Origin of the sequence: Streptomyces sp. BBFR102 (assembly GCF_051397025.1) — a bacterium.
In the GTDB taxonomy this organism is placed as follows: Bacteria; Actinomycetota; Actinomycetes; order Streptomycetales; family Streptomycetaceae; genus Streptomyces.
This window is the reverse complement of record NZ_CP195757.1, coordinates 2,758,399-2,778,089: the sequence shown is the minus strand read 5'-3', so window position 1 is coordinate 2,778,089 and position 19,691 is coordinate 2,758,399. Positions and strand designations below refer to the sequence as shown.

General features: G+C 73.6%; 20 protein-coding genes and 1 tRNA gene. 7 read left to right on the top strand and 14 right to left on the bottom strand.

What is annotated here, in order from left to right:
- Nucleotides 1-440 precede the first annotated feature (440 nt).
- From ACSLIC_RS12320 to ACSLIC_RS12310, 3 genes are all read left to right on the top strand, one after another.
- Entirely contained in the window at nt 441-1,505 is a 1,065-nt protein-coding gene (locus ACSLIC_RS12320) for a 2,3-butanediol dehydrogenase (RefSeq protein WP_436737708.1), read from the top strand.
- A gap of 243 nt (nt 1,506-1,748) precedes the next feature.
- Nucleotides 1,749-2,621, top strand: a complete 873-nt coding sequence (locus ACSLIC_RS12315; RefSeq protein ID WP_436737707.1) for a DUF2797 domain-containing protein — start codon at nt 1,749-1,751, stop codon at nt 2,619-2,621.
- 114 nt (nt 2,622-2,735) lie between these two features.
- Complete coding sequence (locus ACSLIC_RS12310; protein ID WP_436737706.1) at nt 2,736-3,398, top strand: winged helix-turn-helix transcriptional regulator; 663 nt, start codon at nt 2,736-2,738, stop codon at nt 3,396-3,398.
- A 24-nt stretch (nt 3,399-3,422) separates the two neighbouring features.
- Here ACSLIC_RS12310 and ACSLIC_RS12305 read toward each other — a convergent pair whose 3' ends face one another.
- Nucleotides 3,423-4,298, bottom strand: a complete 876-nt coding sequence (locus ACSLIC_RS12305) for an endonuclease/exonuclease/phosphatase family protein (protein WP_436737705.1) — start codon at nt 4,296-4,298, stop codon at nt 3,423-3,425.
- Between the two features lie 127 nt (nt 4,299-4,425).
- On the opposite strand from ACSLIC_RS12305, the gene ACSLIC_RS12300 reads away from it, so the two are divergent.
- Both ACSLIC_RS12300 and ACSLIC_RS12295 read left to right on the top strand, forming a co-directional pair.
- Entirely contained in the window at nt 4,426-5,997 is a 1,572-nt protein-coding gene (locus tag ACSLIC_RS12300; RefSeq protein ID WP_436737704.1) for an MFS transporter, read from the top strand.
- Nucleotides 5,987-6,844: a TetR/AcrR family transcriptional regulator gene (locus ACSLIC_RS12295; protein WP_436737703.1), complete on the top strand. Its 858-nt coding sequence runs from the start codon at nt 5,987-5,989 to the stop codon at nt 6,842-6,844. The genes ACSLIC_RS12300 and ACSLIC_RS12295 overlap by 11 nt, the downstream gene beginning before the upstream one ends.
- Nucleotides 6,845-6,878: 34 nt before the next feature.
- Here the strand turns inward: ACSLIC_RS12295 and ACSLIC_RS12290 are convergent, their stop codons facing one another.
- The 4 genes from ACSLIC_RS12290 to ACSLIC_RS12275 form a co-directional block, all read right to left on the bottom strand.
- Nucleotides 6,879-7,337, bottom strand: coding sequence for a PPOX class F420-dependent oxidoreductase (locus tag ACSLIC_RS12290; RefSeq protein WP_436737702.1), 459 nt, complete (start codon nt 7,335-7,337; stop codon nt 6,879-6,881).
- Between the two features lie 36 nt (nt 7,338-7,373).
- On the bottom strand, nt 7,374-8,195 hold the full coding sequence (locus ACSLIC_RS12285) for a YceI family protein (protein ID WP_436737701.1): 822 nt from the start codon (nt 8,193-8,195) through the stop codon (nt 7,374-7,376).
- A 504-nt stretch (nt 8,196-8,699) separates the two neighbouring features.
- The gene (locus tag ACSLIC_RS12280; protein ID WP_436737700.1) at nt 8,700-11,195 is read right to left on the bottom strand and encodes an MFS transporter; all 2,496 of its coding nucleotides are present in this window, start codon (nt 11,193-11,195) and stop codon (nt 8,700-8,702) included.
- 114 nt (nt 11,196-11,309) lie between these two features.
- A complete protein-coding gene (locus ACSLIC_RS12275) occupies nt 11,310-11,816 on the bottom strand; it encodes a MarR family winged helix-turn-helix transcriptional regulator (RefSeq protein WP_436737699.1) in 507 nt (168 codons plus the stop codon).
- A 342-nt stretch (nt 11,817-12,158) separates the two neighbouring features.
- Between ACSLIC_RS12275 and ACSLIC_RS12270 the strand changes: the two genes are divergently transcribed.
- Entirely contained in the window at nt 12,159-12,368 is a 210-nt protein-coding gene (locus tag ACSLIC_RS12270; protein WP_436737698.1) for a hypothetical protein, read from the top strand.
- 209 nt (nt 12,369-12,577) lie between these two features.
- Here ACSLIC_RS12270 and ACSLIC_RS12265 read toward each other — a convergent pair whose 3' ends face one another.
- The 7 genes from ACSLIC_RS12265 to ACSLIC_RS12235 form a co-directional block, all read right to left on the bottom strand.
- Nucleotides 12,578-13,600 carry a SigB/SigF/SigG family RNA polymerase sigma factor gene (locus ACSLIC_RS12265; RefSeq protein ID WP_436737697.1) on the bottom strand — a complete coding sequence of 341 codons (1,023 nt, stop codon included), beginning with the start codon at nt 13,598-13,600 and terminating at the stop codon, nt 12,578-12,580.
- A gap of 231 nt (nt 13,601-13,831) precedes the next feature.
- The gene (locus tag ACSLIC_RS12260) at nt 13,832-14,722 is read right to left on the bottom strand and encodes an RNA polymerase sigma factor SigF (protein ID WP_436740359.1); all 891 of its coding nucleotides are present in this window, start codon (nt 14,720-14,722) and stop codon (nt 13,832-13,834) included.
- A gap of 362 nt (nt 14,723-15,084) precedes the next feature.
- The gene (locus tag ACSLIC_RS12255) at nt 15,085-15,261 is read right to left on the bottom strand and encodes a hypothetical protein (protein WP_436737696.1); all 177 of its coding nucleotides are present in this window, start codon (nt 15,259-15,261) and stop codon (nt 15,085-15,087) included.
- A gap of 472 nt (nt 15,262-15,733) precedes the next feature.
- A tRNA-Ser gene (locus ACSLIC_RS12250) sits at nt 15,734-15,818 on the bottom strand.
- A 68-nt stretch (nt 15,819-15,886) separates the two neighbouring features.
- Nucleotides 15,887-16,315, bottom strand: a complete 429-nt coding sequence (gene tadA / locus ACSLIC_RS12245) for a tRNA adenosine(34) deaminase TadA (protein ID WP_436740358.1) — start codon at nt 16,313-16,315, stop codon at nt 15,887-15,889.
- A gap of 119 nt (nt 16,316-16,434) precedes the next feature.
- Complete coding sequence (locus tag ACSLIC_RS12240; RefSeq protein ID WP_436737695.1) at nt 16,435-16,977, bottom strand: tRNA adenosine deaminase-associated protein; 543 nt, start codon at nt 16,975-16,977, stop codon at nt 16,435-16,437.
- A gap of 252 nt (nt 16,978-17,229) precedes the next feature.
- Nucleotides 17,230-17,421 carry a hypothetical protein gene (locus tag ACSLIC_RS12235; protein ID WP_436740357.1) on the bottom strand — a complete coding sequence of 64 codons (192 nt, stop codon included), beginning with the start codon at nt 17,419-17,421 and terminating at the stop codon, nt 17,230-17,232.
- 375 nt (nt 17,422-17,796) lie between these two features.
- Here ACSLIC_RS12235 and upp point away from each other — a divergent pair, with 375 nt between their 5' ends.
- Complete coding sequence (upp, locus tag ACSLIC_RS12230) at nt 17,797-18,432, top strand: uracil phosphoribosyltransferase (RefSeq protein WP_436737694.1); 636 nt, start codon at nt 17,797-17,799, stop codon at nt 18,430-18,432.
- A 75-nt stretch (nt 18,433-18,507) separates the two neighbouring features.
- Here upp and ACSLIC_RS12225 read toward each other — a convergent pair whose 3' ends face one another.
- Together ACSLIC_RS12225 and ACSLIC_RS12220 are read right to left on the bottom strand one after the other, a co-directional pair.
- On the bottom strand, nt 18,508-19,233 hold the full coding sequence (locus ACSLIC_RS12225; RefSeq protein WP_436737693.1) for a LytR C-terminal domain-containing protein: 726 nt from the start codon (nt 19,231-19,233) through the stop codon (nt 18,508-18,510).
- Between the two features lie 158 nt (nt 19,234-19,391).
- Complete coding sequence (locus ACSLIC_RS12220) at nt 19,392-19,688, bottom strand: type II toxin-antitoxin system VapB family antitoxin (protein WP_360849173.1); 297 nt, start codon at nt 19,686-19,688, stop codon at nt 19,392-19,394.
- Between the last annotated feature and the right edge of the window lie 3 nt (nt 19,689-19,691).

Genomic DNA, 19,691 nt, shown 5'->3' with positions numbered 1-19,691 from the left:
ACGGGGCCGAGTTGGGGCTTCGCGATCGACTCCAGCCAGTGGGCGAGGAGGAGCGCGGCGGTGCGGTGCCGCGTGGCGGCCGGTCCCTTCTTCGGCTCGGCATGGAGGTTCAGCCACCTGTCGTGGGCCTCTTCGCGGGTCTTGCCGTACCGCCGGCGCGAGCCCGCAGCGGACAGGAGCTGAGGCGAGTGGTGGGCTTGGGGAGTTCCGTCCGGGCCGACCGTGACGTACGGGCGGGGCCTGCGACGGTCGGTGGGGCGGGGGACCGAGGTGTCGGTGCTCGGGCGGCTCTGGCCAGGGCTTCCGTGGGCCACCGCGCGCTTGTCCGAATGGGGTCATATCGTTCAAGGGTGACCTGATCGCGCTGCGCGAGGACGCGCCTTGCCGCGTGGCACGACCGGACCGAGGTCTGCGCAGGAACCGACGAAGGAGCCGTCCAAGTGAAGGCTGCACGCTACTACGACCGCGGTGACATCCGGATCGACGACATTCCGGAGCCCACTGTCCGACCCGGCACGGTCGGCATCGACGTCGCGTACTGCGGAATCTGCGGTACCGACCTGCACGAGTACCTCGACGGGCCGATCTTCGTCCCACCGGCTGGCCACCCGCATCCGGTCTCGGGAGAGTCGGCCCCCGTGACGCTCGGCCACGAGATGTCCGGCGTCGTGTACGAGGTGGGCGAGGGCGTCGAGGACCTGAAGCCGGGCGACCGGGTCGTCGTCGAGCCGTACATCCTGCGTCCCGACGTCGATACCAGCGCGAACAACCCCGCCTACCACCTCTCGCCCGACATGAACTTCATCGGGCTGGGCGGCCACGGCGGCGGGCTCGCGGAGAAGATCGTCGTCGAGCGCCGATGGGTCCACCCGGTCGGAGACCTCCCGCTGGACCAGGCGGCCCTCATCGAGCCGCTGTCCGTGGGGTACCACGCGTTCCAGCGCTCGGGCGCGAAGGCGGGGGACTTCGCCCTCGTCGGCGGTGCCGGCCCGATCGGCCTGCTCACCTGCGCGGTACTCAAGGCGATGGGCCTGGAGGTCGCCGTCACCGAACTCAGCCCGCTGCGGCGGCAGAAGGCGTTGGACGCCAAGGCCGCCGACCACGTCATCGACCCCGCCGTCACCGACGTCGCCGAGGAGGTCCGGCGGCTCACCGACGGCAGGGGCGCGGACGTCGCGTTCGAGGCCACCTCCGTCAACGTCGTCCTCGACACGCTCTTCGACGCCGTCAAGCCCGGCGGCGTCATCACCGTCATCTCCATCTGGGGCAAGCCGGCCTCGCTCGACATGCACAAGCTCGTCCTCAAGGAGATCGACCTGCGCGGAACGATCGCCTACGTCAACTCCCACCCGCAGACCATCAAGCTCGTGCAGGAGGGGCGTATCGACTTGGCGCCGTTCATCACCAAGGTCATCGGTCTGGACGATCTCGTCTCCGAGGGCTTCGACACCCTCATCAACCACAACGAGACGGCGGTCAAGGTCCTGGTGGACCCGCACTCCTGACGCGCCGCCGGGCCCGGCCACGTCAGCCGGGTCCGCCTTCCGCCGCTCGCACGGCGGGCGAGGGTCCCCGGGCCGGGGCCCTTCGTGCGCCCCTCGACCGGTTCGGCCGACCCTGTCGGGGGCCGGGCCCGGCCGCCGACCCTGGCGGGGGCCGGGCCCGGCCTCTCGGTCAGTGGTGGTCACTAGCCTGAGCGGGGGTCCGGGTTCGAGGCGAGGTGGTTCGGGGTGTGGCGGTGTACCGGGATGGCATGGCACGAGGGGGAGCCCGTGCTCGGGTGGTGGGCGCCGGGGCGAGGAGAGCGGGGCAGCCGGCTGCGGTTCGGGGAGGCGGTGGCGTTCGGGGCGGTGGGGGTGCGGCGGTGCCTCGGGGTCCGGCGCGGCGGGCGGCGGACGCCGTGTCCGGTTCGGGCCGAGATCGCGGCGGGGAGTACGCGGGCGCAGTGCGAGGCGTGCGCCCGGCTGGACCGGGCCCGGTCGGTGGCGGCGGACACCATGGCGGACGATCCGCGGCCGTACGCGGTGTATCTGGCCTGGTTCGGGCCCGGGATGGCCAAGGTCGGCATCACCCGGGAGGCGCGCGGGGCCGGGCGGCTGCTGGAGCAGGGGGCGGTGGCCTTCTGCTGGTTGGGGCGGGGGCCGTTGATGGCGGCGCGGCGGACGGAGGAGTTGTTGCGGTCGGCCCTGGGAGTGCCGGACCGGGTGTCGTACGCGCGCAAGCGGGCCGTCCGGGGCCGGTCGCCGTCGGCGGCCGGGCGGGCGGGGGAGCTGGCGGAGCTGTACGGGCGGGCCGTGGGGCTGGCCGGATGGCCGGAGGCGTTGGAGCGGGCGGAGTTCGCGGTGGTGGACCAGGCGGACGTGTTCCGGCTGGAGGGAGCGGGCGCGGGCGCGGCGGTGATGGGCGGGTTGCGGGACGGAGCGGTCGTCGCGGGGAGGTTGGCGGCCGCCGCCGGGCCTGATCTGCATCTCGCGCGGGAAAGGGGCCCGGAACTGGTCGTCGACACGCGTCTGATGGCCGGGTGGCGGTTGGTCGCGGCGGGGGGAGGCGGGGAGGCGGTCACCTCGGGGGTGGAGGTCCGCCCGCTGGAGCCCGCGCACCGGCAGGGCGGACTGTTCTGAGCGGCCCCGAGGCGGCGCCGGGCAGGGGCGGGGAGTCGGCCCTGTACGGGAATCTCAGCGGATTCACAGGTTCCGCTCAGTGGCCTCTCAGGGCGCCGGTCCACGCTGCACGGCATGAGCCTGGCGAGGGATGCGGAAGGGAGCGGGGTGGCGCGGTGGGGGGCGGCGCCACCGCAGCGGGCTGCGCGGGTGCTGCTGGTCGCCGGGGGCGGCGACGCGGCCACGCTCGGGGCGGCGTTGCGGGCCGAGGGGTGGTGTGTGGGGGGCGCGGAGTCCGAATTCGTCGCCGCGGCACGGGAGTTCGGGCCCGACGTGGTCGTGCTGAGCGGGATTCCGGCAGATCTGCGGGGACGGCTCGCGCGGCTGGAGGAGGTCCTGCCCGAGGTGCCGGTGCTCTTCGTGAGCGGGGACGGGGCGCGGGCGGTGGCGCGGGTCCGGGCGCTGGTCGACGCGGCCCGCGGCCACGCCCCGCGCCTGGTCGTGGGGGACCTGGTGATGGACGAGGAGGCGCGGGAGGTGACACGGGCCGGGGCGCCGGTGCGGCTCACCGCGACCGAGTTCGAGCTGCTGCGGTACCTCATGCGCAACCCGCGCCGCGTGCTGAGCAAGGCCCAGATCCTGGAACGGGTCTGGGGCGCCGGTGCCGGGGCGCGCGGGAACCTGGTGGAGCTCTACATCTCGTACCTGCGGCGGAAGATCGGCGTCGGCGGGGGCGAGGCGATGATCCACACGCGGCGCGGTGCGGGGTACGTGCTGAAGGCGGCGGGTACGGGCTGAGCCCGGAGCCCGCCGCCTTCGGGGTCAGCGGCGGGTGAGGCGCAGGTCGGCGACGACGGGCAGGTGGTCCGAGGCGATGCCGGTGGGGGCGGTGCGGGCCGACCGGATCTCGGCCCCGGCGCCGACCGCGACGTAGTCGATGCGGCTGGAGGGCGCGGAGGCGGGGAAGGTGGCCGCGCCCGGGTCGGCGTCGCGCAAGGTGTCCCAGAGCGGGGCGAGTTCGGGGGCGTCGGGGCGGGCGTTGAAGTCGCCGAGGAGGAGGGGGGCGGGGCAGCGGCCCGGGCAGGGGCGGCCCATCACGCGGAGCATGTCGGCGACCTGGGCGGCGCGGACGGTGGGGTCGGGGCGGTAGTCCAGGTGGGTGGCGTAGACGTCGAGGGGGACGCCCCGGACGGCGACGGTGGCCTGGAGGAAGCCGGGGGCCGGCTCGGGCAGCGGGTTCTCGCCCTGGGTGGAGAGCCGGGTGATCTCGTGGTTGCGGACGCGGAGAACGGGGTGACGGGAGAGGACGGCGACGCCGAACTCGCGGCGCGGGGGCGTGGGGCCGGAGGCTGCCGCGGGCTCGGGGTCGAGGCTGTAGATCGGCCCGAAAGCGACGTGCATTCCCAGCCGGCTGCCGAGTTCGCGGGCGAGATCACGCCATTGGCTGCGTCGGCCCCAGTGCACGTCCACCTCCTGGAGGCCGATGACGTCGGCGTCGAGCGAGCGCAGCGCCCGCACCTGCCGGTCGAGGTCGAAGACCTCGTCCTCCCCCGCGCCCGCGTGGATGTTGTAGGTGGCGACGCGGAGCGGGACGGGGCGCCAGGTGGCCGGATGGGCGGCGGCGGAGGCGGTCAGGAGCAGCCCGATGGCCAGAAGGAGAGGTACGACATGGCGTCTCAGAGCCAGGTGGATGCGCACGATTGCCTCATTTCCGGGTGGGAGTGAGCCCCGGAAAGGTATCGGGGAGGCAGGGGTTTTACACCGTAGAAGGAGAGCTTTACGGTGTAAAAGTGAGCCCGCCCGCCGAGCAGCGAGGAGCCCCCGGATGACGGCAGCCGCCGAGAGCCCGGCCCCCGTACCAGCCCCGGACGACGCCGGTCCGGCGGACCAGCCGCAGGGGCACCCGCGGCGCTGGCTGATCCTGGCGGTGATCTGCCTGGCCGAACTGGTGGTGCTGCTCGACAACACCGTGCTGACCGTGGCCATCCCCTCGCTCACCCGCGAACTGGCCGCCTCCACCTCCGACATCCAGTGGATGATCAACGCGTACGCGCTGGTGCAGTCCGGGCTGCTGCTCACCGCGGGCAACGCCGCCGACCGGTACGGGCGCCGCAGGATGCTGCTGGCCGGGCTGGTGCTGTTCGGGATCGGCTCGGTGGCGGCGGGGCTGGCCGCGACCTCCGCGCAGCTCATCGCGGCCCGCGCCGGGATGGGGGTGGGCGGCGCGCTGCTGCTCACCACCACGCTCGCGGTCGCCATGCAGATCTTCGCGCCCCACGAGCAGGCGCGGGCCATCGGCATCTGGGCGGCGGTCAACGCGCTGGGGTTCGCGGCCGGTCCGCTCATCGGCGGGTTGCTGCTCGACCACTTCTGGTGGGGCTCGATCTTCCTCGTCAACGTGCCGGTCGTGCTGATCGGGGTCGTCGCCGTGGTGGCGCTGGTCCCGGAGTCGAAGAACCCGCGCGGCGACCGGCCCGACCTCGGCGGCGCGCTGCTCTCCACCGTCGGCATGACCGCGCTGGTCTACGCGATCATCTCCGGCCCCGAGCACGGCTGGAGCTCGCCCACGGTACTGGCCGGGGCGGGGCTCGGCCTCGCCGTGCTGACCGGGTTCGTCCTGTGGGAACTGCGGGTACCGCACCCGATGCTCGACCTGTCGTTCTTCCGCGACCAGCGGTTCACCGGCGCGGTCGCGGGTGCGGTGCTCATCACCTTCGGCATGGGCGGCTCGCTCTTCCTGCTCACCCAGCACCTTCAGTTCGTCCTCGGCTACGGCCCGTTGGAGGCCGGCCTGCGGACCGCTCCCCTCGCGCTGACCGTCGTCGTCCTCAACTTCTCCGGGATCTCCGCCCGCTGGACCGGGCGCCTCGGCACCCCCGCCGCGATCGGCGTCGGCATGTCGATGCTGGCCGTGGGCGTCACCTCGATCGCGCTCTTCGCCGCCGACGGGTACGCCGGGGTGCTGGCCGGCCTGCTCTTCATCGGAGTGGGCTGCGCCCTCGCCAACCCGGCCATGGCGCTGGCCGTCATGAGCTCCATCCCCAGGGAGAAGGCCGGGGTCGGCGCCGGGATCAACGGCACCCTCGCCGAGTTCGGCAACGGGCTCGGCGTGGCCGTCCTCGGCGCGGTGCTCAACTCCCGCTTCGCGGCGCTGCTCGGGGCAGGCGCGGCCGGCTCGTTCCCGGCGGCGATGGCGGCGGCCGGCTCCGGGGGTGCCCGGGAGCGGGTCCGGGACTCCTTCTCGTCGGGCCTGTCCACCAGCCAGTTCGTCGGCGCCGCCGCGGTCCTCGCGGGCGGCCTGCTCGCCGCGTACCTGCTCGGCCGCGCCGAGCGGGGCCCCGAGCCGCAGCCCGCCCCCGCCGAGGAAGTCGAGGAAGGTGCCTCCCGTGCCGTCTGAGCCCCGCCGTCCCGCCTCCCCCACGCACCCGGACGCCACCGGCGAGCCGGCCGCCGGGCCCGGCGTACCCGAGGAGCCGCTGCCGCCCCGGCCCAGCATCTGGCTGGCCGCCGCAGAGGAGCCGCCGAAACCGGCCAGGCCGCATTCCCGCCACGGGCTCGACCGGGAGCGGATCACCGAGGCGTCGGTGCGGCTGCTGGACGCCGAGGGGCTGGCCCGGTTCTCGATGCGGCGCCTGGCGGGCGAGATGGGCGTCACCGCGATGTCCCTGTACTGGTACGTCGACACCAAGGACGACCTGCTCGAACTCGCCCTCGACGCGGCCTTCGCCGAACCGGCCGGGGCGGACGAGGAGCGGGCGGGCGACGGGGAGGGCGAACCGGGCGGCTGGCGCGAGGAGTTGCGCGTCCTGGCCGCCGGGTACCGCGCCCTGCTCGTCCGCCACCCCTGGGCGTCGGCGCTGGCGGGCACGTATCTCAACATCGGGCCGCGCTCGATGGCGTTCTCCCGGCGGCTGCGCCAGGTGCTGGCCCGCACCGGACTCGGGCCGGCCGGGCAGGAGGGCGCGATGGCGGCGGTCTCGCAGTTCGTCTACGGCTTCGGCACCTTCGAGGGCCACTACGTCGCCCGCTCGCGGGCGGCGGGCATGACGCAGGACGCCTACTTCCGCCACGCCATGGGCTCGATCCGCCGGAACCCGGACCTGGAGGGCGACTTCACCGAGCCGGGCCGGCTGCTGGCCGAGCGCGGCGGGCACACCGTGGAGGAGATGCGCGAGCGGGACTTCGCCACCGCCCTCGACCTGCTGGTCGCCGGGATCGAGGCGATGGTGGCCCGGGAGGGCTGACCGGGCCCGTCGGCGCGGGCCCGGCCGAAGCCGCTCAGGCCGGCCGGGCCGGGAAGCCGCCGGTGGCGACCGGGCCCCACCGCTCGGGAGTGATCCGGATCAGCGACTTGCCCTGCTTCAGCATGGCCGCGCGGTACTCGTCCCAGTCGGGGTGCTCCCCGGAGATGACGCGGAAGTACTCGACCAGCGGCTCGACGGAGTCGGGGGCGTCGATGACCTCGGCGGTGCCGTCGACCTGCACCCAGGGCCCGTTCCACTCGTCGCTCAGCACGACGAGGCCGACCTTCGGATTCCGTCGGGCGTTACGGGTCTTGGCCCGCTCCGGGTAGGTGGCGACGACGATCCGGCCCTCCTTGTCGACGCCGCAGGTCAGCGGGGACGCCTGCGGGGTTCCGTCGGCACGGGCGGTGATCAGGAGGGCCCGGTGCCTGGGCCGGACGAAGTCCAGCAGCCCGGCGCGGTCGACCCGGGTGTTGGTGGCGATTGAGGCCATCTTCGACCGGCACCCGGATCTGCGGGGGAGGTGCGCTCAGCCGGGCAGGCCGTCCCCCTGGACGGCCTGGATGTCCATCTCGACCTTGAGCTTCGTGCCGATCGCCGAGATCCCCGCCTGGATGACCTGGTTGTAGTTCATCGCGAAGTCCTCGCGGCGCAGTGCGGCGGTGGCCGTGAAGGCGGCGCGGATGCCGCCCCAGGGGTCGGAGCCGGTGCCGAGGTAGCGCAGGTCGAGGTCGACCGGGCGGGAGACGCCGTGCATGCGCAGGTCGCCGTGGACGGTCCAGCGGTCCTCGCCTACGGCCGAGACGCCGGAGCTGAGGTAGGTGATCTGCGGGTAGTTGACCACGTCGAGGAAGTCCGGGGACTTCAGGTGGCCGTCGCGCAGCTGGTTGCCGGTGTCGATCGAGGCGGCCTGGATGACGGCCTCCACGCGGGAGGCGGACCAGCCGTCCTCCCCGTCGATCTCGATCCGGGCGGTGAAGTCGGTGAACCGGCCGCGCACGCTGGAGATCCCCAGGTGCTGGGCGACCGCGCCGACCGTCGAGTGCGCCGGGTCGACCGTCCAGACGCCGGGCGCGGGCAGCTCCGTACCGCCCTGCCGGGTGAGGGTGATCGTGCCGGCGTCGGCCCGGCCGCCCGCGCCGACCAGCGCGGTGGAGGCCGACGGGCCGTAGCCGACCGCCGTGACGATGACGGTGTACGGGCCGGGGGCCAGTCCGGTGGCCTCCTCGACCAGGCCGTCCGTGTCGGCGTCGGCACGGATGACCTGGCGTCCGGTCATGTCCGTGACGGTGACCACGGCGTGGGGCACTGCCCACCCGTCGCGGGTCTGAATCCGTGCGGTGAGTCCCATCCGGTCTCTCTCCTTGCGCAGTTCGCTGTTCTCGGTGTGCGGAGCCGGTCCGGGCGCCCACCCGTCCCCTTCTCCGCGAACCGCCGCCCTCGGCGCCGGCCCGATGTCCGTGCTCCGTCCTCCGCCCCCGGGCCCGATGCCCGGCGGCCGGCCGGCGGGAAGCCCTGTGCGCGGGTGGCACCTCCGGCGCGGCTACCGCCCGGAGCGAGGCGCCGCCGGTCACTCCCGTACGACTCCTCCGTACCGAAAGCGCCCGCCGCCGGTACCCCATTCGCCCCGAGGCGACCCTTACGGGTGCAACCGCCCCGGGGGCGCGGCCCCCGCCTGGTAGAGCGACGACGGGCCCCGGACGGAAGCGGACCGGCCGTCCCCTGCCGGTCCGCCGCCCTGTCCGGGGCCCTTCCACGGGTCCCGGCGGGCGCCTCCGCTGGGGGCGCCCGCCGGACCCGTGGCCTGTGGCCGCGCCCGGTGCCGCTCGCGAGGAGGGCGCCGGGCGCGGGCGGGTCACTCGCCGGGGTGGGCGAGTTCGATGTCGTGCCCGTCGGTGCCGGGTCCGCTCAGGGTGACCGCGGTGGCCACCGGCGGGTAGCCGGTCGCGATCACGGTGTACTCGCCGCCGTCGAGGTCGGCGAAGCCGTAGGCCCCGTCCTCGGCGGTGGTGCGGGTGGCGACCACGTTGCCCGCGGTGTCGACCAGGGTGACGCGCACCCCGGCCAGCGGGCCGCCGGCGGCCCGGACGACACCCTGGACGCGGGCCCCGGTGTGCAGGGCGACCTCGACGTGGGTGACGCCGGTGGTACCGATCTCGACCGGGAGCGCCGCCGGGCGGTGGCCCTCGGCGTTGACCGTGATCGTGACCGGGCCGGGCACCAGCGCGGAGAAGGCGAACGCGCCCTCCTCGTCACTGGCACCGGTGGCCAGCACGTCGCCGCGCACGTCGGTGACGATCACCATGGCTCCGGCGACCGGGCCGTCGGACTCGGTACGCACCGTGCCGGTCAGGCCGCTGGTCCCGCTGAGCAGGATGTCGTAGCCGAGCGGCTGCTCGCCCACCACGACCGTGGACGCCTGCGGCTGGAAGCCGTCGGCCGAGGCGATCAGCACGTAGCTGCCGGGCTCGGGGGCGTCCAGCGCGTAGGAGCCGTCGCCCTGGGCGACCGCGCGGCCGAGCTGGCGACCGCCGAGCGAGATCAGCGTGACGGTGGCGTGCACCACCGGTGCCTCCTGGGCGCCCCGGACGGTGCCGTGCACGGTGATGCCGTTCGACGCGGGGCCGGTGGCCTCGGCGGCCTGGGCCGGAGCCGGAGCCGGAGTGGCCTCGGCGAGCGCGGCGGTGTCCGCGGTGGCGGCGCCGACGGGGGCCGGCACACGGGCCTCGGCCGGGGCGGCGTTCTCGCCCGCGGCCTGGGCGAGGGCGCCCTGGGTCCGCAGCGGGACCTCCTTGATGAAGATCGCGGAGATCAGGGCGAGGGCCGCGATCGGGGCGCCGATCAGGAAGACGTCCGCGACACCGTGGCCGTAGGCCGACTCGAAGACGGTCCGGATCGGGGCCGGCATGGCGTCCAGGTCGGGGAAGCCGCCGCTGGAGCCGCCGCCCTGGGCCGCGGCGGCGGCCTTCGGGCCGAGCGCGGTGAGGCCGTCGGTCACATAGTCGGTGATCTTGGTGGACATGACCGCGCCGAGCGCCGAGACGCCGACCGCACCGCCGAGGGAGCGGAAGAAGGTGACGACGGAGCTGGCCGAACCGAGGTCCGAGGGGGCCACCTGGTTCTGGGTGCAGAGCACGAGGTTCTGCATCATCATGCCGACGCCCAGACCCATCAGCGCCATGAAGAGCGCGATGTGCCAGTACGGGGTGTCGTAGCGGATGGAGCCCAGCAGGCCGAGGCCGGCGGTGAGCAGGGCCGCGCCGGAGACCAGCCACGCCTTCCAGCGGCCGTTCTTGGTGATGATGACGCCGGAGGCGGTGGAGGAGACGAAGATGCCCGCGATCATCGGGATCGTCATGACACCGGACATCGTCGGCGACTCGCCGCGCGCCATCTGGAAGTACTGGCTGAAGAAGACGGTGCCGGAGAACATCGCGATACCGACGAAGAGCGAGGCCAGCGAGGCCAGGGTGATCGTGCGGTTGCGGAAGAGCCGCAGCGGCATGATCGGCTCTGTGGCCTTCGACTCCACCAGGATGAAGATCAGCGCCAGCAGCACGGAGCCGCCGACCATGACCCCGGTCTGCCACGACATCCAGTCGTACTTGTCACCGGCGAAGGTCACCCAGACCAGCAGCAGGCAGACCGCGGCGACGACGAAGAACGCGCCCAGCCAGTCGACCTTCACGTCCCGCTTGACCACGGGCAGCTTCAGGGTCTTCTGGAGCACGACCAGGGCGATCAGGGCGAAGGGCACGCCCACGTAGAAGCACCAGCGCCAGCCGAGCCACGAGGTGTCGGTGATGACGCCGCCGAGCAGCGGGCCACCGACCGTGGCCACGGCGAAGGTGGCGCCGAGGTAGCCGCTGTACCGGCCGCGCTCGCGCGGCGAGATCATCGCGGCCATGATGATCTGGGCCAGCGCGGCGAGACCGCCCGCGCCGATGCCCTGGATCGCCCGGCAGGCGATGAGCATGGCCGGGTCCTGCGACAGCCCCGCGACGATCGAGCCGATCGCGAAGATGACCAGGGCTATCTGGACCAGGGCCTTCTTGTTGTAGAGGTCCGCGAGCTTGCCCCAGAGCGGCGTGGAGGCCGTCATGGTCAGCAGCGAGGCGGTGACGACCCAGGTGTACGCGCTCTGCCCGCCGCCCAGGTCTCCGATGATCTTGGGCAGGGCGTTGGTGACGATCGTCGACGAGATGATCGCGGCGAACATGCCGAGCAGCAGCCCGGAGAGCGCCTCCATGATCTGCCGGTGCGACATGGGCGCACCGGCCGACGCCGCGGCGGCGCCGCCGTGCTTGGCGGCATGGCTGCCCCGCACACCTTCCGGCGTGGTTGTTGCCATGAAAATCCTTCTTCTGCATCGTGCGCGGATGTACGTCCCCCGACCGGACGGACACGGACGGCGGGCCGGTCCCCCACCGCGGTTGCGGTCGGACCGGCCCGCCGCCCGTGCGTCCTAGCGGGAGGAGGTACGGGCGGTCGGCTGGGCGCTCGGCGCCGGCACGGGCTCGTCGGTGAGCCGGCTCGGGAGGGAGCGGCAGTCGCCGAAGTCCTGGCGCAGGCGGCCGAGGAGGGAGATGAGCTGGTCGACTTCCTCGTCCGACCAGTTCTCCAGGTAGTGGCCGAGTGCTCTGACGTAGCGCTCGGACAGCTCGGTCAGCAGGAGCCTGCCCTCGGGCGTGAGACGGAGAATCCGGGACCGGCGGTCCGACGGGTCCGGCGACCGGTCGAGCCAGCCGCGGTCCGCCACGTGTGCCACATGGCGGCTGGTGACCGACATGTCGACGGCCAGCAGCTCGGCCATCCGGCTCATCCGCATCTCACCGTGCAGGTCGAGAAGGTTGAGTACCGCGATGGAAGCGGGCGGGCAGTCGTACGGCAGGACGCGGGCGAGTCCTCGTTTCACAGCTCCGATGGCGCTGAGCTGACGGGCCAGTTGCTCGTACTGGGACTGAGCAGCCATCGGCTTCTCCTGTTTGTTGCTTAGGGCAACGATAGAACTGGATGGTTGCCGCAGGCAAACGAAATCGGGGCAATCGCGCTAAAGAGTCGGCAAAGGTCTGGGGGTGCGGGCGTAAAGCCCGGGGTCCCTTGGGCAAAGGCCCCGGCCCGCGTCGCGCGGGGGTGCGGTTCCGTCCCGCCGCCACCTGCCGGCACGTCCGGCTCGCGCTCGGTGAGTGGCCGACTGCGGCGGGTGCGGGCGGCCGTCGCCGCGCTTTCGCGCGCGGGCGCGCCAGACCGGGCGAACCGGCCCACATCGCCCGAGGGTTGGGCGGGCGGCCCGGATTCGCTAGTGTCCTGGCTCATGGCACACAACCCCCAGCCGCCGCAGGGTCCCCAGGGTCACGACCCGGCCGGCAGTACGCAGATGTTCCGCGCCTTCGTCGACGAGCCCGGCCCCGCCGGGCAGCAGACACAGGCCGCCCAGTCCTCCGGCCCCCGGGTCGGCCTGATCGTCGGCGTGATCGCCGTGGTGGCGGTCCTCGCCGCGGTCGCCTGGCTCGCCTTCTCCTGATTCCGTGAGCTTCGCCCCTCGCCGCCCGGTGGCGTGCGGGTACGGACGCGCGTCCCTCTTCCTGAGGGGCGCGCTTCTTTGTGCGCGGGCGCGGACCGGGAACGCCGGGGTTCGGGCACGCGACGGCGGCCGGACGTGCGCCTGGGTGGCGTACGGCCGGCCGCCGGGAAGCGGGGTGGAGGCGCGCGGGTGGCGCCCCCGCCGGGTGGTCAGTCCGCGATCAGGCCCTCGCGGAGCTGGGCCAGGGTGCGGGTGAGGAGGCGGGAGACGTGCATCTGGGAGATGCCGACCTCCTCGCCGATCTGCGACTGGGTCATGTTGGCGAAGAAGCGGAGCATGATGATCCGGCGCTCGCGCGGCGGCAGCTTGGCCAGCAGGGGCTTCAGCGACTCGCGGTACTCCACGCCCTCCAGGGCCGTGTCCTCGTAGCCGAGGCGGTCCGCGAGGGAGCCCTCGCCGCCGTCGTCCTCGGGGGCCGGGGAGTCGAGCGAGGAGGCGGTGTAGGCGTTGCCCACGGCGAGGCCGTCGACGACGTCCTCCTCCGAGACGCCGAGCGCCTGCGCCAGCTCGGGCACGGTCGGCGAGCGGTCGAGCTTCTGGGCCAGCTCGTCGCTGGTCTTGGTGAGCGCGAGCCGGAGCTCCTGGAGGCGGCGCGGGACCCGCACCGACCAGCTGGTGTCCCGGAAGAACCGCTTGATCTCACCGATCACCGTCGGCATCGCGAAGGTCGGGAACTCCACCCCGCGCTCGCAGTCGAACCGGTCGATCGCCTTGATCAGGCCGATGGTGCCGACCTGGACGATGTCCTCCATCGGCTCGTTGCGGCTGCGGAAGCGGGCCGCCGCGTACCGGACGAGGGGGAGGTTCAGCTCGATGAGGGTGTCGCGGACGTAGACCCGCTCGGGGCTGTCCTGGCCGTCCGAGTCCTCCGCCGTCAGATCGCGCAGGCGCAGGAAGAGGGAGCGGGAGAGGGTACGGGTGTCGAGCGCGCCCGAGGGCGCGGGGAGGTCGGCCGGGGCCGCCTCCTCGGTCTCCGGGGGCGGCGTGACGGTGTCCGCGGCGCCGGGGGGCGCGGCCGGGTGGCCGGCCTGCGGTGGAACCGTGGGCCGGAACGCGTCTTCCTGACGGGTCGTCTCCGGCGGCAGGACATGCGGGAACTCCGCACGGTCGAGCACGCCGGGGGCACTCTTGCTGAGCGTGAGCACCTTCGAGCTGCCCTGTTCTGCGGACATGCCACCCCCTTGAGGTCGCGGACGGTCGCGGCGACGCCCTCGTCGAGGAGCGCAGCCTCCACCTGAATACCGGCGCTGAGCCTGCGGCAAACGCCGTTCCCGCAGAATGTCACATGTCGGCAACACGCTGTAGCGGTAAATCGACAAAAGGTGGGGGAGTTGGCCCTGGAAACGGGGGGTGTGAGGGGTTTTCGCGCAGCCCGGGCCGCGAATCGAGTCAACCCGTTCCGGTTAGGGATCGATCCTGTTTGCGGACCTCAGCCGCGCGAAGCTCCGGGCCAGCAGGCGTGAGACGTGCATCTGCGAGACGCCCAGCTCCGCGCTGATCTGGGACTGCGTCAGGTTGCTGTAGTAGCGCAGCAGGAGGATGCGCTGCTCGCGCTCGGGGAGCTGGACCAGCAGGTGGCGGACGAGGTCGCGGTGTTCCACACCGTCCAGCGCCGGGTCCTCGTAGCCGAGCCGGTCGAGCAGGCCCGGGAGCCCGTCGCCCTCCTGGGCCGCCTCCAGCGAGGTCGCGTGGTACGAGCGGCCGGCCTCGATGCAGGCGAGCACCTCGTCCTCGCCGATCCGCAGCCGCTCGGCGATCTCGGCGGTGGTCGGGGAGCGGCCGTGCGCGGTGGTGAGGTCCTCGGTGGCGCTGGTGACCTGCACCCACAGCTCGTGCAGCCGGCGCGGGACGTGCACGGTGCGGACGTTGTCCCGGAAGTACCGCTTGATCTCGCCGACCACCGTCGGCATGGCGAAGGTCGGGAACTGCACGCCCCGGTCCGGGTCGAACCGGTCGATGGCGTTGATCAGGCCGATGGTGCCGACCTGGACCACGTCCTCCATCGGTTCGTTCCGGCTGCGGAAGCGGGCGGCGGCGTACCGGACCAGGGGCAGGTTGGCCTCGATGAGGGCGCTGCGGACCCGGCCGTGCTCGGTGGTGCCCGCCTCCAACTCCTTCAGCTGCGAGAAGAGGAGCTGGGTGAGCGCACGGGTGTCCGCCCCGCGCTTGCGGGCGGCCGGGTCGGAGGCGCGCCCCGGCCGGAACGGCGCGCTGCGCTGCGTCCGCCCCGGCCCCGTACCGGTGCCGGAGCCGGGCACGGTTTCGGCACCCGGGGCGGGGCCGGCCCCGGGCACGGTGTTCGCGCCGCCGGGGCCGGGACCGTCCTGGGGCGGTGCGTGAGGCGCGGTTCTGGCCGGCACGGGCAACGCCACCCCTTGATCGTCCACTATCCGTCAAAAGCGGTCATAGCATCACAAGACGGACGCACTGTGTGCAAGCACCGCAGAAAGCCGTGTTGAGGGGCAAGTTGACGCGATCGATACCAACGTGCTGGGGCGCGCGTGGCGTGTGCGGAGTGTATGAGCGTGGGGACGCGCGCCGGGGCACGCGGCGCGCACGGTGCCGCGTCCGGAGGCCGCCGAAGGCGTACTCCCTCCGGATGGCCGCCGCCACTCGGGGGTGATGCCGCGCGGGCGGCGGGCGGGGGAGGGGCGGGTCAGGAACTTCCGCCGTTGGCGATCCAGGTCATGAAGTCGCCGACCGCCGAGGCGGCGTTGGAGATGCCCTCGAAGCCGAGCGTGACGTAGTCCCCCGCCGTGTCGGGGTCACTGATGATCACGTACAGCACGAAGACCACCACCACGCACAGCGCGATCTTCTTGGCCTGCGCCACCCCTGCCGCCTCCCCTGGCGTCCGACTCTCCGTGCCGGGGACTCCCCGGCCGGCCCTCCCGGTTCCGCCACCCGTCTGGTCGTCCGTGCGGCGATCGCGGAAGTCTAGCGCGATGAGCCGATCAACGACCGGTGAGCCGGGGGAGGTTCTGGGACCAATGGCCCCCCGGGTGGGGTCGTTCTCCGCTGTGCGGGCGGCTTCGGAGCGCGCAGCATGGAGGTGCGCCCGGCGGCCGGCAGGAGCCCGCCGGGCAGGAACGGGCCCGGACTGCGGGGTCCACGACACGGGTCTCCTCCCGTACGCGTGGACAACCGGGCCCGTTCCCGCCGGAGGGGGCGGCTCCTCCCCCGTCGCCGCTCCCTCCGACCCTCACTCGGCGGGGGCGGCGCCCGCGTGGGCGCGCAAGAGTCACCGGAGTCCCGGACAAGCAGAACGTCCCCCACCCGTTTTCATAGGTGGGGGACGTTGTCAGCGGTAGCGGTGGGATTTGAACCCACGGTGACTTGCGCCACACTCGCTTTCGAGGCGAGCTCCTTCGGCCGCTCGGACACGCTACCGAGAGAGAGCTTAGACCATCGGGGGCCATGGGCCGAAATCCGTATCCCGGGGGCGAGGGGGCGGAAGGTCAGCGGGCGCGGAAGAACTCGGTCAGGAGTGCCGCGCAGTCCGTGGTCAGGACGCCCTCGATCACCTCGGGGCGGTGGTTGAGGCGGCGGTCGCGGACCACGTCCCACAGGGAGCCCGCGGCGCCGGCCTTCTCGTCGCGGGCGCCGTAGACCACGCGGTCCACGCGGGACTGGACGGCCGCGCCCGCGCACATGGTGCACGGCTCCAGGGTGACGACCAGGGTGCAGTCGGTCAGCCGCCAGCGGCCGGAGCGGGCGGCGGCCCGGCGCAGGGCGAGGATCTCGGCGTGCGCCGTCGGGTCGCCGCCCGCCTCGCGCTCGTTGTGGGCGGCGGCGAGCAGGCGGCCGTCCGGGCCGAGGACGACGGCGCCCACGGGGACGTCGCCGCCGCGTCCAGCCCGCTGGGCCTCGGCGAGGGCCTGCCGCATGGCGGGCTCCCAGGGCGTGCGGACGGGATCGGGGACGGGGCCGGCCGGACCGGCCGGTTCCGGGCGTGTGCTCTTCACACCCGGAACCTACCGGCCCGGCCGGCCGACCGCCCGGGCGGTCAGCGGACCGCCTCCAGCACCTCGGCCGCGCCGAGCACCTCGGCGATCTCGCCGAGCGCGTCGCCGGGGCGCAGGGCGCGCAGTTCCCCTTCGCCGACGCCGAGGTCGGCGAGGAGCGCGCCGTCCCCGAGGGGACCGGCCCCGGCCTGGTCGGCCGGGTCGCCGGAGTCGTAGGTGTCGTCGTCCTGGTCCTCGCGGTAGGGCTCGCCCTCCTCCGTGCCGTCGAGGTCGAGGCCGGCGAGGACGTCGTCGTCCTCGGGGGTGCGGCCGAGCAGTTCGTCGGTGAGGAGCAGCTCCCCGTACGAGCTGCGGGCGGCTGCCGCGGCGTCGGAGACGTAGATCCGCGGGTCGTCCTCACCGTCCACCCGGACGATGCCGAACCACGTGTCCTCCTGCTCGATGTAGGCCAGGACCGTGTCGTCCTCCGAAGCGGCCTCGCGGGCCAGATCGGTGAGGTCCGACAGGGTCTCCACGTCGTCGAGGTCTGTGTCGCTCGCTTCCCACCCGACTTCGGTGCGCGCGAGCAGTGCGGCGAAGTACACCGTGACTCTCCCACTGTCCTAGGTGTGCCGGTCGGCGGTTCCTCCGGCGGAGGCAGGCGGGGTGCCCCGCCCACCGGAATCGTGGCAGAAAGGAGCCCCTCAGGTGAGGTCTTCCGCGTGCCGTGTGCGCGTCGTGCGTCCGGCGGGGTGGATCGGGGGTGTCCGGGGGCGCACCGGGCCGGGAGCGGGCGTGCGGCGCGTCGCGTGCCGGTCCGGTGGGGCGCCCGGGGGCCGTGGGGCCGACGGCGGCCGTCACCAGCGGAACGTACGCATCCGCATCTGCTGGCGCATCCGGGCGGCGCGGGCGCGGCGCGGCTGGACCCTGGCGCGCAGCTCCTTGGCCTCGGTCAGCTCGCGCAGGAAGGCGGCCCGCCGGCGGCGGCGCTCGGCGTCGGAATCCGGCTCGGCGGGGCGGACGGTGTCCTCGGCGGGCGGCGCGGATATCTCCGGGGCGCCGTCCGCGTCCGGTGCGCCCGTCGCGCGCCGGTGGGGGTCGGTCTCGCGGGCGGTGCCGGGGGTGTGCTCCAGGGCGCGTCCGAGGGCGCGCTCGCGCAGGCGGGCACGGGCCCGGCGCCGGGACAGCTCCTCCTCGCGGCCGGGGCCGGGCGTGGCGTCGGGCACACCGCCGCGGTCGCGGGCGTCGTCGCGCTCCGTGCGGCGTCCGGCCGGTTCCGGCATCATGCCCCCGTCCCTGGGCTGCTGTTCACGCCCCCCGCGCGGACCGGAGGAGCTTTCCTCCACTTTCCCCCCGCGCCCCGCGTTGATGCCATCGCGGGCGCCCGGGATGCCCGCTCCGACCTGCCCGTTACTGTGGATGGCATGCGGATACACGTCGTCGACCACCCTCTGGTGGCGCACAAGCTCACCACGCTGCGCGACAAGCGCACCGATTCCCCCACTTTCCGCCGTCTGGCGGATGAGCTGGTCACCCTGCTCGCGTACGAGGCGACGCGGGACGTGCGCACCGAGCAGGTGGACATCGACACCCCGGTCGCGCGGACGACCGGCGTCAAGCTCTCGCACCCGCGTCCGCTGGTCGTGCCGATCCTGCGGGCCGGGCTCGGCATGCTCGACGGGATGGTGCGGCTGCTGCCCACCGCCGAGGTCGGCTTCCTCGGCATGATCCGTGACGAGTCGACGCTCCAGGCGTCGACCTACGCGGCGCGGATGCCGGAGGACCTCACCGGCCGCCAGGTCTACCTCCTCGACCCGATGCTGGCCACCGGCGGCACCCTGGTCGCCGCCGTCCAGGAGATGATCCGGCGCGGCGCCGACGACATCACCGCCGTGGTGCTGCTGGCCGCGCCCGAGGGCGTCGAGATCATGGAGCGCGAGCTGGCCGGGACCCCGGTCACCGTCGTCACCGCCTCCGTCGACGAGCGGCTGAACGAGAACGGCTACATCGTGCCCGGCCTCGGTGACGCCGGCGACCGCATGTACGGCCAGGCCGACTGAGGCGTTCCGCATACCGGTACGACCGCGCCCCCGGGTCCGTGAGGACGTCCGGGGGCGCGTCGCGTGCCGGGCGGGTCAGCAGCGGGCGCCCGGTGCGGGCGTCGGGGAGGGCTTCGGGGCGTTGAGGGCCTTGAGGGCGCCGGTGGCGGCGGCCTCGGGGGCCAGCTTCTCGAAGCCGTCGCCGAGGATCAGGTCGACCTCGTTCGGCTTGCGGGGGCCCTTGGGGGCGTCCGCCTCGTCATCGGCCCCGGTCGCGTCGGTCTGGGCCGCCTCGGCCTTGGCGGGCTCGCTCCCGGCCGGGGTCTCGACCTTCTGCCGGGCGCCGCCGACCTGGGTGGCGAGGACCGGGAAGGCGCCGTCGACCGCGTCGGCCGCGCCGAGCAGCAGGACGGTGCCCTTGACCTTCTTGTCGTACTCCTCGGTGGCGTTGCCGACCTCGCCGATGGCGAAGCCGCGCTTCTTGAGGGCGTCGGCGGTCTTCTTGGCGAGGCCGCCGCGCTCGGTGGCGTTGAGGACGTTGACCTTGATCCTGCCCGGGGCGGGGAGCGGCTTGACCGCGGCGGGGGACGCGCTGGTGGCGGGCCGGGGGCAGCTCTTGCCGCCCGCCGCCGTGACGGTGGAGCCGCCGGTGAAGACGTCGACGAGCTGGAAGGTCCCCCAGCCGACGAGGCCGAGGGCCAGCAGGCCGCCGGTGGCCGCCAGGACCAGCTTGCGGCGGTTGCCCGTACGGCGCATGCGGGGGTACTTGTCCCCGGTGACGCGGTACTTGCCGCCCATACCGGGGGGAGTGAGCATGCTCATGAGGCGCAGCGTAGTGCGGGCCTGGGGCAATGCCTACTAAAGGATCTACCGCTTGGCCCTGACCGGTGGGAAAAGGGCCCATTCGGTCGCCTGCGGATGCGGAACGGTCACGTCCGTGGTCGGACGCGGGACGGGGCCGGGGTCACCCCCGGGTCCGCTCAGCCCAGTTCGAGGACGCGGGCGTGGAGGACCTGGCGCTGCTGGAGCGCGGCGCGGACGGCGCGGTGCAGGCCGTCCTCCAGGTAGAGGTCGCCCCGCCACTTCACCACGTGGGCGAAGAGGTCGCCGTAGAAGGTCGAGTCCTCGGCGAGGAGGGTTTCCAGGTCGAGCTGGCCCTTGGTCGTCACGAGCTGATCGAGGCGGACCGGGCGCGGGGCCACGTCCGCCCACTGGCGGGTGGATTCCCGGCCGTGGTCGGGGTACGGCCGGCCGTTTCCGATGCGCTTGAAGATCACACG

Excerpts from the sequence above, each read along its gene's own strand:
- ACSLIC_RS12315 (WP_436737707.1), top strand. The coding sequence starts at position 1,749 with ATGGCATGGCACGAGGGGGAGCCCGTGCTCGGGTGGTGGGCGCCGGGG.
- ACSLIC_RS12310 (WP_436737706.1), top strand. The coding sequence starts at position 2,736 with ATGAGCCTGGCGAGGGATGCGGAAGGGAGCGGGGTGGCGCGGTGGGGG.
- ACSLIC_RS12300 (WP_436737704.1), top strand. The coding sequence starts at position 4,426 with ATGACGGCAGCCGCCGAGAGCCCGGCCCCCGTACCAGCCCCGGACGAC.
- ACSLIC_RS12290 (WP_436737702.1), bottom strand. The coding sequence starts at position 7,337 with ATGGCCTCAATCGCCACCAACACCCGGGTCGACCGCGCCGGGCTGCTG.
- ACSLIC_RS12285 (WP_436737701.1), bottom strand. The coding sequence starts at position 8,195 with ATGGGACTCACCGCACGGATTCAGACCCGCGACGGGTGGGCAGTGCCC.
- ACSLIC_RS12280 (WP_436737700.1), bottom strand. The coding sequence starts at position 11,195 with ATGGCAACAACCACGCCGGAAGGTGTGCGGGGCAGCCATGCCGCCAAG.
- ACSLIC_RS12275 (WP_436737699.1), bottom strand. The coding sequence starts at position 11,816 with ATGGCTGCTCAGTCCCAGTACGAGCAACTGGCCCGTCAGCTCAGCGCC.
- ACSLIC_RS12270 (WP_436737698.1), top strand. The coding sequence starts at position 12,159 with ATGGCACACAACCCCCAGCCGCCGCAGGGTCCCCAGGGTCACGACCCG.
- ACSLIC_RS12265 (WP_436737697.1), bottom strand. The coding sequence starts at position 13,600 with ATGTCCGCAGAACAGGGCAGCTCGAAGGTGCTCACGCTCAGCAAGAGT.
- tadA (WP_436740358.1), bottom strand. The coding sequence starts at position 16,315 with ATGCGGCAGGCCCTCGCCGAGGCCCAGCGGGCTGGACGCGGCGGCGAC.
- upp (WP_436737694.1), top strand. The coding sequence starts at position 17,797 with ATGCGGATACACGTCGTCGACCACCCTCTGGTGGCGCACAAGCTCACC.
- ACSLIC_RS12225 (WP_436737693.1), bottom strand. The coding sequence starts at position 19,233 with ATGAGCATGCTCACTCCCCCCGGTATGGGCGGCAAGTACCGCGTCACC.